The organism is Micromonospora ferruginea, from assembly GCF_013694245.2.
Taxonomy (GTDB): Bacteria; Actinomycetota; Actinomycetes; order Mycobacteriales; family Micromonosporaceae; genus Micromonospora; species Micromonospora robiginosa.
In genome coordinates this window covers 3,309,817-3,324,491 of the sequence record NZ_CP059322.2, presented here as the reverse complement: position 1 = coordinate 3,324,491, position 14,675 = coordinate 3,309,817, and the positions used below count along the sequence as shown (strand labels likewise).

12 protein-coding genes are annotated in these 14,675 nt (G+C 73.7%); 2 read left to right on the top strand and 10 right to left on the bottom strand.

From position 1 onward, the window contains the following. Nucleotides 1–19: 19 nt before the first annotated feature. The 5 genes from H1D33_RS14245 to H1D33_RS14225 are packed head-to-tail and all read right to left on the bottom strand — an operon-like array spanning nt 20 to nt 5,131. Nucleotides 20–1,222, bottom strand: a complete 1,203-nt coding sequence (locus tag H1D33_RS14245) for a glycosyltransferase family 4 protein (RefSeq protein WP_181567610.1) — start codon at nt 1,220–1,222, stop codon at nt 20–22. After that, nucleotides 1,219–1,848, bottom strand: a complete 630-nt coding sequence (locus H1D33_RS14240) for a GNAT family N-acetyltransferase (RefSeq protein WP_181567611.1) — start codon at nt 1,846–1,848, stop codon at nt 1,219–1,221. The genes H1D33_RS14245 and H1D33_RS14240 overlap by 4 nt, the downstream gene beginning before the upstream one ends. After that, nucleotides 1,842–2,945, bottom strand: coding sequence for an aspartate aminotransferase family protein (locus H1D33_RS14235; protein WP_181567612.1), 1,104 nt, complete (start codon nt 2,943–2,945; stop codon nt 1,842–1,844). The genes H1D33_RS14240 and H1D33_RS14235 overlap by 7 nt, the downstream gene beginning before the upstream one ends. Next, the gene (locus tag H1D33_RS14230; RefSeq protein ID WP_181567613.1) at nt 2,946–4,004 is read right to left on the bottom strand and encodes a lipid II:glycine glycyltransferase FemX; all 1,059 of its coding nucleotides are present in this window, start codon (nt 4,002–4,004) and stop codon (nt 2,946–2,948) included. Next, a complete protein-coding gene (locus H1D33_RS14225) occupies nt 4,001–5,131 on the bottom strand; it encodes an aminotransferase class I/II-fold pyridoxal phosphate-dependent enzyme (RefSeq protein WP_181567614.1) in 1,131 nt (376 codons plus the stop codon). Before H1D33_RS14225 ends, H1D33_RS14230 begins: the two co-directional genes overlap by 4 nt. Nucleotides 5,132–5,331: 200 nt before the next feature. On the opposite strand from H1D33_RS14225, the gene H1D33_RS14220 reads away from it, so the two are divergent. Then, entirely contained in the window at nt 5,332–6,342 is a 1,011-nt protein-coding gene (locus tag H1D33_RS14220; protein ID WP_181567615.1) for a DUF389 domain-containing protein, read from the top strand. Here H1D33_RS14220 and H1D33_RS14215 read toward each other — a convergent pair. After that, on the bottom strand, nt 6,305–6,739 hold the full coding sequence (locus H1D33_RS14215) for a hypothetical protein (RefSeq protein WP_181567616.1): 435 nt from the start codon (nt 6,737–6,739) through the stop codon (nt 6,305–6,307). The two genes, H1D33_RS14220 and H1D33_RS14215, sit on opposite strands and share 38 nt — an antisense overlap. A 112-nt stretch (nt 6,740–6,851) precedes the next feature. After that, nucleotides 6,852–9,332 (bottom strand): Tex family protein, encoded by a 2,481-nt coding sequence (locus H1D33_RS14210; RefSeq protein WP_181567617.1) that lies wholly within the window; start codon nt 9,330–9,332, stop codon nt 6,852–6,854. 62 nt (nt 9,333–9,394) lie between these two features. Here H1D33_RS14210 and H1D33_RS14205 point away from each other — a divergent pair, with 62 nt between their 5' ends. Further along, entirely contained in the window at nt 9,395–10,906 is a 1,512-nt protein-coding gene (locus H1D33_RS14205) for a deoxyguanosinetriphosphate triphosphohydrolase family protein (protein WP_181567618.1), read from the top strand. 24 nt (nt 10,907–10,930) lie between these two features. Here the strand turns inward: H1D33_RS14205 and H1D33_RS14200 are convergent, their stop codons facing one another. The 3 genes from H1D33_RS14200 to H1D33_RS14190 form a co-directional block, all read right to left on the bottom strand. Next, a complete protein-coding gene (locus tag H1D33_RS14200; RefSeq protein ID WP_181567619.1) occupies nt 10,931–12,076 on the bottom strand; it encodes an MBL fold metallo-hydrolase in 1,146 nt (381 codons plus the stop codon). Nucleotides 12,077–12,157: 81 nt separating this feature from the next. Then, a complete protein-coding gene (locus tag H1D33_RS14195) occupies nt 12,158–13,093 on the bottom strand; it encodes an SDR family NAD(P)-dependent oxidoreductase (protein WP_181567620.1) in 936 nt (311 codons plus the stop codon). Then, nucleotides 13,090–14,274, bottom strand: a complete 1,185-nt coding sequence (locus H1D33_RS14190) for a zinc-dependent alcohol dehydrogenase (protein WP_181567621.1) — start codon at nt 14,272–14,274, stop codon at nt 13,090–13,092. Before H1D33_RS14190 ends, H1D33_RS14195 begins: the two co-directional genes overlap by 4 nt. Between the last annotated feature and the right edge of the window lie 401 nt (nt 14,275–14,675).

The following is a 14,675-nucleotide window of genomic DNA, read 5'->3' as shown; positions in this document are numbered from 1 at the left end:
GCGTGACCCTGCCGTCGACTCAGCGCCGGTCGCTCAGCAGCGACCGCGGGCGCGTCCAGTCGGCGACCGACCGGTAGAACTCGGTCCGTCGCGCGCCGAGGCGGTCCGCGCTGAACTCCCGCGCGACGGCCAGGTTCCGACGGGAGTGCGCGGCCAGCCGGTCCGGGTCGGTCACCGTGCGACCGATCAGTGCGGCCAGGCCCGTCACGTCCCCCGGCCGGAACAGGGCGTCCGGGGCGAGGAGTTCGGGGATGCCGCCCGCGGTGGAGCCGACCGCCGGCAGGGCCCGGGCCATCGCCTCGATCAGCGCCCGCGGCAGCCCTTCCGTACGCGAGGGCATGACGAACAGATCCGCGGAGTCCAGTTGATCGCGTAGGGCGTCCACCCCCGGCAGCCATCCGACGAACCGGATCCGGTCGGCCACGCCCGACCGCACCGCGAGGTCCTCCAGAGCCGCACGGCTCCGGCCGACCCCCACGTGCACCAGGTGAACCGGCGGCACGGTGGCGTCCAACCGTGCGATTGCCTCGATCAGGGTGTCGATGCCCTTGTAGAGCTGTTCCAACGAGCCCACCGACACCAGGGTCGGCCGCTGGGGGGCCGGCCCGACCACCCGCGGGGCGGCGACGTAGGCGTCGTCCGGCAGGTCGACCGAGGAGATCCCCATCGCCGGCACGTCCGGCCGCGCGGGATAGCGGGCCTGGAGCGTACGGGTGGTCTCGTAGCTGACCGCGACCGCGCTGCGACACTGTCGGCGCATGGCGCCGGTGCACCAGCGACGCAGCACGGGGCGCAACGGGTGGTCGACGACGCCGGGAGCGAACACGTCGTACGGGTCGCCGATGACCTCGAGCGCGTAGGGCCGGCCCCGCCGGTCCAACCAGTTGCTCAGCATGGTGGCCATCGGCGACGGCACCCGGAGGATCACCGCGTCCGCGCCGTCGGTCGCGCCGATCACCGCCCGCCGGATCCCGGGCAGGTTGCGGACGTAGCCCGCCGGGCCGACGTAGTGCGGCAGGGCCCGGACGTGGACGCCCGGGCCGTCGACCCGGTTGGCGCCGGCCGGGGCTTCGGCCACGTCGAGGACGCGGGCGACGACCCGCACCTCGTCGAACGCGGCGAGGTAACGCGCCCAGATGGCGTGGTCGGGGCCGATCTCGATCCACACGTGACCGTCCGGAGTGCGGAGGAACCGCGACTCCGCGGTGACCGCGACCCTCATCGGGTCACCTCCGCCAGTTGCCGAACCACTCCGGCGCCGGCGTCGGCCGACCGGTGCGCCGCGCCGCAGACCCGCTCGACGTACTCGGCGGAGTCGGGCAGCTCGTCGAACTCCGACCGGAGGATCGCCACCCGAAGCAGGTCGCGCCAGTCGCCACGGCGGAAGACCGCCTGCCGCTCCCGGCCCTCGATCCGCCAGCCGCACCGGCGGACGTACGCGCCGAGGCTGGCCGCGTTGAAGTCCAGGATGGTGCTGTGCAGGCGGCGCAGGCCCACCTCGTAGAAGCTCCACGCCATCATCAGCATGATCGAGTCGGTGCCCGCGCCCTTCGGGGCGCGTCCCGGCATCAACTTGACGGCACTGAGTGCCGAACGGTTGTGCCAGTCGATCTCCCACAGGCCGGTCATCCCGATCGGCTCGTCGGTCGCCGCGTCGGTGACGGTGAGCCTGCGGTTCCGCCCGTCACGGTGGGTCTGGGCGAGCCATTCACGTTGGGCGTCGACCGTCACCGGCCAGTCCCAGCCGACGACGTGGGTCCGTACCGGGCCGGCGTTGGTGAGGTCGGCCAGGAACTCGAGGTCGGTGGCGACCATGGGCCTCAGCGCCACCAGTCGGCCAGTCAGCATTCCATCACCTCTCGCGTATCTGTCGGATCGGGCGTCGGCCCCGTCACCGGAGCGAGGACGTCGTGGATCCGAGCGGCGACGCGGAGCATGTCCTCCGCGCGCCAGCGGTGGTCGGTGTGCAGGTGCAACATCCGACGGGAGTAGTCCAGGTGGCGCGCGGGCGCGTCCGGCGGCTGCGGCCACAGGACAGCCGGATAGACGCGGCGGGCGACCAGGGCCGTCCGCAGCGCCTCACGCAGCTCGCCGGAGTCGCACTCCACGACGACGCCGAACGGGTGGACATGCGCCCGCAACCCGACGACGCCGGCCAGCGCGTCACCGAGAACCACGGCGTTGGCCGTCCGTTGCCGGCGCCACCGGTCCACCGGCATGGCCGGCAACGCCTCACGGGTGTAGTCGCTGGCCCCGCTGACCGAGGTCGACCCGTACGCTGCCTCGCCGGCGGCGAAGGCGGACAGGAACGCGTTCTTCTCGACCGGGGAGCCGGACAGGTACGTCGCCTTGAGGCACATGGCGGCCAGGACCTGACCGGCCGCCGCCCGGTGCCGGACCGAGGGCGCGGGCTGCGCGGGCAGGTGATGGCCCGCCGGCGACCACAGCGCGGCCCCGTCGGGCAGGGGCAGCGTCTTGCGCAGGGCGGCCAGCACGTAGTCGGCGCCGGTCGAGGGCAGCCAGGGCGCGAACGGGTCGTGGGTGCTGTCGACCACCAGCGCGGCGCCCCGGGTGACCGGGTCCGCCGGGCGATCACCGAAGTACGACACCGCGACGACCGCCTCGGTCGGACCGGGGCGGGGCGGGTCGACGTGCCCTCGCGGACCGGCGTCGTACCGCCGCACCGGGAGCACGGTCGCGGCGGCGTCCGCCACCGGCGGGCAGTAGTAGGCCGGCAGGTGCACCGCGGTCCAGCCCAGTTCCGTCCTCCCCATCCGCAGGAGGGCGAGCAACGCCTGCCGGCCGGTGCCGTACAGCCGGAGCGGGCTCGGCAGGCGCGTCGTGCCGGGGCCGGCGGCGTGGGTGAGGGGGAACGACGACCCGACCTCCCACCGGTCGTCGGGGTCGGTCCGTGGCCGCGCCCGCAGATGCCGGTCGCCGGGCACTCAGGCTCCGCCGAAACGGTAGGCCGGGAAGTAGCCGCTCTGCCGCAGGTGCGCCGCGGGCAGGCCGAGCCGGGCGGCGCGCTCCTCGGTGAGCCGGTCGTACCGCTCGTGGTCGAGGATCACGGTGCCGGTCCAGAACGGTGTACGCAGCCCGCCGAACGCGCGTTTGAACCGGAAGAGGTTGTCGTCGGCCTGCAACCCGCCCCCGAGGTGGACGACGTCCGCCCCGGTCTCCGCCGCCCACTCCAGGATCGTCCACACGAGCATGTTGTTGGCGCCCTCGCGGGCGGCCTCCGGTCGTGACCCGGCGAGGTGGTAGTGCACCCGGCCGCCGTGCCGCAGCACCAGGGCCGCCGCCACCACGGCCGAGGTGCCGTCGCGTACCTCCGCCAGCAACAGTGACGGGCCGAGCCCGGTCAGCAGGCGCCGGTAGTACGCCTCGGGGAAGAAGTAACCGGCCGCACTGCCGACGCGGGTCATGGTCGACTCGTACAACTGGCGGAAGGGGGACGCGGCAGCCACGTCCTCGGCTTCCGCCGGTCGTACCGTGCCGTGCATGCCGCCGCGCCGCGCCTTGCGGATCGCGGTCCGGGACCGACCCTCCATGTCGTCCCAGATCTCCGTCGGCGTCGCCCGCACCGGCACGGTGACCGTGTCCGCACGCCGGGTCAGGGACATGCCGTCCAATCCGCGAACCGCATCGACCGATGCCGGGTCGAGCGGCGAGAACCGGAGGAAGAGACTGACCACGCCCTCCGCGCGCCACCGGTCACCCAGCGCGGACCAGAACGCGACCAGATCGCTCGGGCGACACTCCGGGGCGACGTGGATGCCGCAGTAGCCGTACGGACTCACCGCGTCGGCCGCGTCATCGCCCAACGGCCGGAGCAGGTACGGCAGCAGCACCAGGTCGTCGTCGTGGTGGGCCAGGCGCCACGATCCCGAGCCGTCGGCGGCCACCGCCTCGCCGTACCCACTGGTGAAGTACACGTCGGGGCGGCGGGAGTCGGTGGCGGGGTCGATCGGGCCGGCGTCGGTGACGTCGACGGTGACGGTCATCGGTGCTCCAGGAATCGGACGACGGCCCCTTCGACGCGGTCCATCTCGGCGTCGGTGAGAGCCGAACCGCTCGGCAGGTTGAGACCGTGGGTGAAGAGGTCTTCGGCGGCTCCGGTGACGAACCGGGCGGCCCGGGCGAAGACCGGTTGCAGGTGCATCGGCTTCCAGACCGGGCGGGTCTCGATGTCGACGGACGCGAGCCAGCGGCCCAGCTCGGTGGCGGACCATCCGGCCCGTTCCGGGTCCACCACGATCGTGGTCAGCCAGCAGTTCGAGCCGGTGTCGGCCTCGTTGAGCAGCCGCACGCCAGGGATCGGCGCGAAGAGCTTGGCGTACCGTTCGCGCAGGTGACGGCGACGAGCGATCATGGCGTCGAGCCGATGCAACTGGGCCCGGCCGAGCGCGGCGAGCAGGTTGCTGAGTCGATAGTTGTAGCCGATCTCGACGTGTTCGTAGTGCGGGACCGGCTCGCGCGCCTGGGTCGCCAGATGGCGGCACCGGCCGATCAGGCCGACGTCGTCGGAGACGACCATGCCGCCGCCGGAGGTGGTCATGATCTTGTTGCCGTTGAAGGAGAACGCGGCGACCCGCCCGAACGAACCGGCGGCCCGGTCGTGATGGGTCGCGCCCAACGCCTCGGCGGCGTCCTCGACGACCGGCACGCCCGCGGCGGCGCACGCCGGCAGCAGGGCGGTGTAGTCGACGCAACCGCCGAACAGGTCCACCGTCATGACGGCGCCGACCCGGCGGCCGTGGGCGCCCAGCCGGTCGAGGGTGTCGAGGAGCAGCGGCACGTCGAGGTTTCCGGTCTGCGGGTCGCAGTCGACGAAGACGGGTTCGGCGCCGGTGTAGACGACCGCGTTGGCGGAGGCGGCAAATGTCAGGGTGGGAACGACCACCACCTGTCCCCGGCCGACGCCGAGCGCGAGCAGAGCCAGGTGTAGGGCGGCCGTGCCGCTGCTCACCCCGACCGCCGCGGCCACACCGGCCCGCGCGGCGACCTCGCGCTCGAAGGCGTCCAGATCCGGCCCGACCGGTGCCACCCAGCCGGAACGCAGCGCGCCGAGCAGGTAGGACTCTTCCAGACTTCCGACGTCCGGAGCGGACAGGAAGATGCGGCCGGCCATACGGCTCCAATCACACGCCTGCGGTGAATTCTATCCTATTGGTAGCTATTTGTCGGTATTTGGAGTTGCGGGTGTCGTCGTCCTCAACGCACCGCTCCCGCTGCGGATACGCTCGCGCGGTCACCTCGGTCGGAAGCGACGGCCACCCGGAGTAGAGTGCGTCGGCCACGCAGGAACGTTCCCGAGCACAGGAGCCTCGATTGCTGCACCTGAGAGTGATCGCTCCCGGCGACCGGTCGTCGGCCGTGGTCGAGCTGCTGACGGCCGACCCCGGAGTGACCCACCTGGTGGTGTTCCCCGGGGCGGCCCGCCAGCCGGCCGGCGACTACGTCACCTGTGACGTCGTCCGGGAGAACGCGGACAAGGTGCTGCGTGAGCTTCAGGAACTCGGCATCGAGACGCACGGGGCGATCGCCGCCGACGACGTGGAGCTGACGCTCTCCGAGGCGGCCGACCGCGCCGCCGAGGACGCGCCCGGACACGGTGAGGACGCCGTGGTCTGGGACGAGATCGCCGCGAAGACCGGCGAGCAGACCGTGCTCACCGGCACCTTCCTCGCCCTGATCGTGGTCGCCACCATGATCGCTGGAATCGGCGTGCTGCTGGACCAGCCCATCCTGATCGTCGGCGCGATGGTGGTCGGCCCCGAGTTCGGGCCGCTCGCCGCGCTCTGCGTGGCGTTGCTGCGGCGTCAGCCGCCGGTCGTCGGCCGGTCGGTGCAGGCCCTGACGGTAGGCTTCCTCGCCGCCATGGTGGCCACCGTGCTCAGCACCTGGGCGCTCGACGCGGCCGGGCTCGTCGACCGGGACATGCTGCTGGCCGAGCGGCCGTTGACCGATTTCATCTGGCGCCCGGACGCCCTCTCCTGGGTGGTCGGACTGCTCGCCGGCGTCGCCGGCATGCTCTCACTGACCTCGAAGAAGTCCGGTTCGCTGGTCGGGGTGCTGATCTCCGTGACCACCGTGCCGGCGGCGGCGAACGTGGCCGTCGCGACCGCGTACGGGGTGTGGCACGAGGCGGCCGGGTCCGCCCTGCAACTGGTGATCAACCTGGCCGCCATCGTGCTGGCCGGCCTGCTCACCCTGGTCGTCCAACTGTGCTGGTGGCGGCACGTGGCACGACGGGCCGGCCACGCGGTGCCGCGACAGCGGGTCGAGCGTGGCGCGACGCCGGTCAGCGCCAGCCGTCGCCCGCCTCGAGACGCCGGCTGAGCAGCGTCGCCAGCGGCACCGACTCGCCGTCCCGCCCACCCCGCCCGACGATCAGCGGCGGCGCGGTGGGCCGGGGCTCGGCCCCGAGCAGCCGGGAGCGCAGGCTCGGCGGCACGGTGAGCAGGTAGTACCGCCCCTCGGTGTCCACCGCCCGGCTACGCGCGCGATCGACGTACCAGCCGGTGAGCCCGGTGCGGTAGCGGCCACGCCCGTCGTGGCCGGTCGCCGTCAGGCGGTCGACCGGCAGCCCGCGCCGCAGTGCCTCGGCGGCGAACCGGGTGACCAGCTCCGTGGCCTGCGCCTGCTCCGCCGCCCGTTCCCGGGCGGCGGCCTCCGCGTGTGCCCGCACCGCCTCACGTTGCCGTTCCCGCCACCGCGTGTCGTCGTCCCCGCCCACACCGGCGAGGGTACGCCGGCATCCGCGCCCTCCGACCGACCCGTCGACTCCCCGCGCCGGGCCCCGCCGAGCTGAGTCGGGCGTGACATCAGCTCGGCGGGCCGCGACGAGGTCAGGCCAGGCCGGCCCGGCGCAGCGCCTCCGCCATGGCGTCGTTGACCGGTGCGGACGCCCCGCCGCCGCGTCCCTGCCGCTGCTGCGGACCGCCGCGTGAGCCACCTCGGTCACCGCGCTGGCCGCCGCCCTCACCACCACCGCGCGGGCCGCCGCCCGGTCCGCCCCGGCTCTGACCGCCACCACGCGGACCGCCACCCTGGCCGCCGCGCTCCCGCCGGCCGTCGCCGCCCGCAGGACGCCCGCTCCCGGCCGGCGCCTCGTCCTCCAGCCGCAACGTCAACGAGATCCGCTTGCGCGGCACGTCCACGTCGAGCACCCGCACCTTCACCACGTCGCCGGACTTCACCACGTCGCGCGGGTCCTTGACGAACGTGTGCGACATCGCCGAGACGTGCACCAGGCCGTCCTGGTGCACGCCGACGTCGACGAACGCGCCGAACGCGGCCACGTTGGTGACCACGCCCTCCAGCACCATCCCCGGCGTCAGGTCGCCGATCTTCTCCACGCCCTCGACGAACGTCGCGGTGCGGAACTCCGGTCGCGGATCCCGGCCGGGCTTCTCCAGCTCGGCCAGGATGTCGGTGACGGTGGGCAGGCCGAACGTGTCGTCCACGAAGTCGGTGGCGCGCAGGCCGCGCAGGATGGCCGACCTGCCGATCAGCGCGCGCAGGTCCTGCCCGGTGGAGGCGAGGATGCGGCGCACCACCGGGTACGCCTCGGGGTGCACGCTGGACGAGTCGAGCGGGTCGTCGCCGCCGGGGATGCGCAGGAAGCCGGCGCACTGCTCGAACGCCTTCGGTCCGAGCCGCGCCACCTTCTTCAACTCCGACCGGCTGCGGAACGGCCCGTTGGCGTCGCGGTGCAGCACGATGTTCTCGGCCAACCCGGCGCCGATGCCGGAGACCCGGGTGAGCAGCGGTGCGGAGGCGGTGTTGACGTCCACGCCGACCCCGTTCACGCAGTCCTCGACCACCGCGTCGAGGGAGCGGGACAGCTTCACCTCGGACAGGTCGTGCTGGTACTGCCCGACGCCGATGGACCGCGGGTCGATCTTCACCAGCTCGGCGAGCGGATCCTGGAGGCGACGGGCGATGGAGACCGCGCCGCGCAGCGAGACGTCGAGGCCGGGCAGCTCCTGCGAGGCGTACGCGGACGCGGAGTAGACCGACGCGCCGGCCTCGGAGACGACCACCTTGGTCAGCGTCAGCTCCGGATGCTGCTTGATCAGGTCGCCGGCCAGCTTGTCGGTCTCCCGGCTGGCGGTGCCGTTGCCGATCGCGACCAGCTCCACGCCGTGTGCGGCGGCCAGCGTGGCGAGCGTGTGCAGCGACGCGTCCCACTGGCGGCGCGGCTCGTGCGGATAGATGGTGTCGGTGGCGACCACCTTGCCGGTGGCGTCGACCACGGCCACCTTCACGCCGGTCCGCAGGCCCGGGTCGAGGCCCATGGTGGCGCGTGCGCCGGCGGGCGCGGCGAGCAGCAGGTCGCGCAGGTTCGTGGCGAAGACCCGCACCGCCTCCTCCTCGGCCGCCTGCCACAGCCGCATCCGCAGGTCCGCGCCGAGGTGGATGAGGATCCGGGTACGCCAGGCCCAGCGCACCGTGTCGGCCAGCCACCGGTCGGCGGGCCGCCCCCGGTCGCTGACGCCGAACCGGCCGGCGACGGCCGCCTCGTAGCGGCTGGGCCCGGTGGCCGCGCCGGCGTCGCCCTCGGCCTCGGGGTCCATGGTCAGCTCCAGCACGCCTTCCTTCTCGCCCCGGAACATGGCCAGGATCCGGTGCGAGGGCAGCTTCGGGTACGGCTCGGCGAAGTCGAAGTAGTCGGCGAACTTGGCGCCGGCGGCGTCCTGGCCCTCGCGTACTCGGGAGACCAGCCGGCCCCGCGACCACATCTGCTCGCGCAGCGTGCCGATCAGGTCGGCGTCCTCGGCGAAGCGCTCGATCAGGACGGCCCGCGCCCCGTCCAGCGCGGCGGCCGCGTCGGCGACGCCCTTCTCGGCGTCCACGAAGCCGGCCGCGACCGTCTTCGGGTCCTGCGCCGGGTCGGCGAGCAGCGTGTCGGCCAGCGGCTCCAACCCGGCCTCGCGGGCGATCTGCGCGCGGGTCCGCCGCTTCGGCTTGTAGGGCAGGTAGATGTCCTCCAGGCGGGACTTCGAGTCGGCCGCGAGGATCTGCGCCTCCAGCGCCTCGTCCAGCTTGCCCTGGCCCCGGATCGACTCCAGCACCGCGGCGCGCCGCTCGTCCAGCTCCCGCAGGTAGCGCAGCCGCTCCTCCAGCGTGCGCAGCTGCGCGTCGTCGAGGGTGCCGGTGGCCTCCTTGCGGTAGCGGGCGATGAACGGCACGGTGGCGCCGCCGTCGAGCAGCTCCACGGCCGCCCGGACCTGACGCTCGGCGACCCCGAGCTCCTCGGCGATCCGCTGGTGCACAGACTGAGTCACGATCTTGATCCGCCTTCTCCGGTGGGTTCCGCCCTGCATTGTGCCGCTCCCGTCCGACCGGCTGTGCCCGGCCCGCCGCCGGCTGCGCTAGCGTGGCGATCATGGAGGCACCTGCGGATCCGCGGGCCCGGCGGCTCTTCGGGGGCAGCGCCCGGGCGCTCGGCGACCTGGCCGCCGGCCCGTTCCGGGCCGACCGGGACCGGATCGTCTCGTCGCCGTTCTTCGCCCGGCTCAACGGCGTCACCCAGGTGATCAGTCCGGGCGGTTCGGGGCTGCTGGTGCACAACCGGCTCACCCACAGCCTGAAGGTGGCGCAGGTGGCCCGGGCGATCGCCGAGCGGCTGACCGCCGACCCGGCGCACCGGGACCTGCTGGAGAAGCTGGGCGGCTGCGACCCGGACGTGGTGGAGGCCGCCGCGCTCGCCCACGACCTCGGGCACCCGCCGTTCGGGCACCTGGGGGAGCGGGTGCTTGACCGGCTGGCCCGGCAGCGGCTCGGGCTGCCCGACGGCTTCGAGGGCAACGCCCAGTCGTACCGGATCGTCACCAGCACCGAGATCCGCGGCGCGGCGACCACCGGGCTGGACCTGACCGCGGCGGTCCGGGCGGCGATGCTGAAATACCCGTGGACCCGGCTGGACCACCCCGACCCGCACCCGCGGCACCTCGACCCGGCGCCCCGGGGCGCGGCCGGCCCGCCGGACGACCCGGAGAGCGGGTCGGTGAAGTTCGGCGCCTACCGGACCGAGGTGGACGACCTGCGGCAGGCCCGGGAGCCGTTCGCCGGCCGGATCCCGGACTGGCAGCAGACGCCCGAGGCGTCCGTGATGGACACCGCCGACGACATCGCCTACGCCATCCACGACGTGGAGGACTTCTATCGCGTCGGGGTGCTCCAGCAGGGCACCGTGGCGGCCGAGCTGATGGCCTGGCAGCGGGAGAGCGGGCACCTGCGCTCGATCACCGCCTCGGCGCTGGACACCGCCGGTCGTCGTCCGGGCGCGGCGATCGAGCGGCTGCGCCGCCAGTTGCACCGCAAGGACGGCTGGATCGCCGACGACGACGCGTTCGCCGCGGCCGTCGAGCACGTCCGCGAGGAGTTGGTGGAGGGGCTGCTGGCGCTGCCGTTCGACGGCTCGATCGAGGCGGAGCAGTACGTCGCCCGGTTCTCGGCCCGCTGGTCCACCCGCTTCGTGGACGCCATCACGGTGACCCCGGAGCCGCACGTGCGCTCCGGGTACGTGCTGCTCGGCAAGGCGCAGTGGCACGAGGTGCAGGTGCTGAAGTTCGTCCACCACCGGTTCGTGCTGGCCCGCCCCGACCTGGCGCTGCACCAGCGTGGGCAGGCCCGGCTGCTGGACACGCTGGTCGAGGCGCTCTGGGAGTGGTTGCTCGACCCGGAGGAGGAGTCCCGGCTACCCCGCCGGCTGCACGACCTGGTCGAGCTGGCCGAGGCGGAGCTGCACCCGCGCACCCCGGACCGGATCGGCCGGGCCCGGGGGCGGGCCATCGTCGACTTCGTCGCGCAGCTCACCGACGGTCAGGCGGTGGCGATGCTGGACGCGCTGTCCGGGCGCTCGGGCGCGCTGTGGACGGACGCGTTCGTGCTCTGAGCCGCCTCGGGCGACCGCGCCGGCTCAGGCGACCGCCTGCCACCAGCCGTCCACCGCCGGCGGCTCGTCGACGACCACCCGCTCGCCGGGGCGGGGCACGGCCAGCCGGACGTCCCGGGCCTTGGCCTCGGCCCAGAGCCGGTCCACCGGCTCCGACCAGTCGTGCAGGGCCAGGTTGAACGTGCCCCAGTGCACCGGCACCAGCAGCTCGCCGCGCACGTCGAGGTGGGCGGCGACCGCCTCCTCCGGGAACATGTGGATGTTCGGCCAGGCCCGGTCGTACGCGCCGATCTGCATCAGCGTGACGTCGAACGGGCCGTGCTCGGCGCCGATGCCGGCGTAGCCGTCGAAGTAGCCGGAGTCACCGGTGTAGAAGACCCGGCGGTTCGCGCCGGCCACCACCCAGGAACTCCACAGCGTGCCGTCGCGACGCAGCCCGCGCCCGGAGAAGTGCTGCGCGGCGGTGGCGGTGAGGGTCAGCCCGCCGACCCGGTGGCTCTCCGACCAGTCCAGCTCCACGACGCGGTCCGCCGGCACGCCCCACCGGTCGAGGTGGGCGCCGACGCCGAGCGGCACCAGGAACGGCGCCGACTGGTGCGTGAGCAGCCCCCGGACCGTCGCCATGTCCAGGTGGTCGTAGTGGTCGTGCGAGATGAGGATGGCGTCGAGCCGGGGCAGCTCGTCCAGGCGGACCGGCGGCTCGTGCAGGCGTCGCGGGCCGACCAGCGTCGACGGCGAGCACCTGTCGCTCCACACCGGGTCGAGCAGCACCCGATATCCCTCGATCTCCACCAGCGTGGAGGCGTGGCCGTACCAGATCACGTTCAGCTCGCGGGCCGGGTCGACCGGCGCGGCGTCGGCCGGGCGCAGCAGCGGCACCGCGCTGCCCGGCCGCCGCTTCTGCTTGCCGAAGATCAGCTCCCGGACCAGGTTGCGGCCCGGGTCGGCGACCATGGTGGCGCCGGTGCCGGTCGGGTTGTGGAACGTGCCGTCGCGGAACCGCGGCGACCGGGCTGCCCGTTCCGCCCGCGCGCCGGTGAGCCGCCCGCCGAGCTGGGCCGGCACGTCCCGCGCCGCCCACGCCAGCCCGGCGACGGCGGCCAGCCCGGCGATCCGCCACCCCCGGCCGCCGCCCGCCGTGTCCGGTTCCCGCTCCGCTGGTGCCCGCATGCTCGTCCCCTCCGCCGTGTCCCGCACTCCACGGTAGCCATCCCCGCGCCCGTGCGGGAAACGACGGGCGCGGGGGCTGGCTCAGCCCAGCCTCCGCCGCATCGCCGACCCGGCCGCCGCGGTCGCCCCGACCGCCGAGCGGACCGCCCGCGACACGTCGGGCAGCCAGCCGCCGCGCGTCGCCTCGCCGGCCGGATTGGGCGCGAACACCACGCCCTCGGTCGGCGGCACCGGGCGGCCGGTGAGCCCGCCGAGCCGCATCAGCGGCCCGACCAGGACGTCGTAGACCGCCGGCAGCGCGGTGAAGCCGACCCGCATGAGCAGGTTGACCGGGCCCACCGAGATCTCCCGGCGGGGTCTGTCGGCGCAGTGCGCGATGGCCCGGGCCACCCGTTCCGGGGTGGTGATCGGCAGCGGCGGCCGGCCGATCCGCCCCACGTAGTTCGCCGCCTGCTGGTAGACCGGGGTGTCCACGCTGCCGGGGGTGACCAGGCAGACGTTGACGCCGGGCAGGTCCCGGGACTCCTGCTGCAACGCCCGGGCCAGCCCCTGCAGGCCCCACTTGCTGGTGACGTACCCGCTCATGTAGGGCGCGGTGATGTGACCGAGCACGGAACCGGTGAGGATCAGCGTGCCCGCGCCGGTCTCCTTGAAGTGCCGCAGCGCCACCCGCGCCACCCCGGCGGAGCCGAGCAGGTCGGTGCGGACCACCTGGTCGAAGACCTCCGCCGGGATCTCCTCGAAGCGCCCGTACGCCATCACCGCAGCGGTGTGCACCCAGACGTCGATCCGGTCGACCTCGGCGGCCAGGGCGTCGAGCGCGCCGGGTTCGGTGACGTCGGTGGGCACGGTCCGGACCTCCGCCGCGCCGGCGTCGGCGCACTCCCGGCGCACCTCGGCGAGCGTCTCGGAGGAGCGGGCCGCGAGGACCAGCCGGTCCCCGCGGCCCGCGAACTCCCGGGCCGCCGCCCGGCCGATCCCGCTGGTCGCGCCGGTGACGACCACCGTCCGGGTCACGGTGCGAGCACGACCTTGACGCAGCCGTCCTCCTTCTTCTGGAACATCTCGTACGCCTGCGGCGCCTGCGCCAGCGGCAGCCGGTGGGTCCGCAGGTCCTCGACGCCCAGCGGGTCGTCGTCGCCCTCCAGCAGCGGGATGATCTCGTCCACCCAGCGCCGCACGTGGCACTGCCCCATCCGCAACTGGATGCCCCGGTCGAACATCTCCATCAGCGGCATCGGGTCCTGCTCGCCGCCGTACACCCCGGAGATCGAGACGGTGCCGCCGCGCCGGACCGCCTTGAGCGCGGCGTGCAGCACCACCAGCCGGTCCACGCCGGCCGCGTCGATCATCGGCTGGGCCAGCTTGTCCGGGAGCAGACCCGCGGCCGCCTGAGCGATCTTGCCGACCGGCGCGCCGTGCGCCTCCATGCCGACCGCGTCGATCACCGCATCCGGGCCGCGCCCGTCGACCAGGTCGATGAGCGCGCCGGGCACGTCGTCGAGCTGGCTCACGTCGAGCACCTCGATGCCGTGCCGGCGGGCCATCTCCAGCCGCTCCGGCACCAGGTCCAGCCCGATCACCCGGCCGGCGCCGAGGTGCCGGCCGATCCGGGCGCTGAACTGCCCGACGGGGCCGAGCCCGAACACGGCCAACGTGCCGCCGGGCGGGGTGTCCGCGTACTTCACCGCCTGCCACGCGGTCGGCAGGATGTCGGAGAGGTAGAGCCACCGCTCGTCCGCCCCGGTCGGCGGGATCTTGATCGGACCGAACTGGGCCTGCGGGACGCGCAGGTACTCGGCCTGGCCGCCCGGGACCGAGCCGTAGAGCGAGGTGTAGCCGAACAGCGAGGCGCCCTTGCCCTCGGCGGTGACCTGCGTGGTCTCGCACTGCGCGTAGAGCTGCCGCTCACACATCCAGCAGTGCCCGCAGGAGATGTTGAACGGGACGACCACCCGGTCGCCCTTCTTGAGCCGGGTCACCCCCGACCCGACCTCCTCGACGACGCCCATCGGCTCGTGCCCGAGCACGTCGCCGGGCTTGAGGTACGGCCCGAGCACCTCGTACAGGTGCAGGTCGGAGCCGCAGATGGCGGTCGAGGTGATCCGGATGATCGCGTCGGTCGGCTCCTCGATCCGGGGGTCCGGGACGTCCTCCACCCGGACGTCACGCTTGCCGTGCCAGGTCAGTGCCTTCATGCCTGTGTGTCCCTCCTCGGTGCCGTCCATGGGACTGCTACCCGGGAGGATCGAGTTGAACCGGAGACGTTCGGGCCGTGTCCGGCGTGGCACACGTGTCAGCGGCATGGCCTGGCGCAGCCTTTCGAGCTGATGCCAGGAACGACTCGCCGGGGTGCCGACCTGGCTCGCGTCGGCTGCGTCGGGGTGTCCTGGTGTCCTGGTGTCCTGGTGTCCCGGTGTCCTGGTGTCCTGGTGTCCCGGTGTCCCGGTGTCCCGGTGTCCCGGTGTCCCGGTGTCCCGGTGTCCCGGGTGAGCGTGCGATATCAGGAACGACTCAGCTCTAAAGGCAGTCGAGGAGCGACTTCTCTGGACCCGGTGACGGACGTGACGATGGCCGGGGAGGGGAGGCGGGTCGGCGG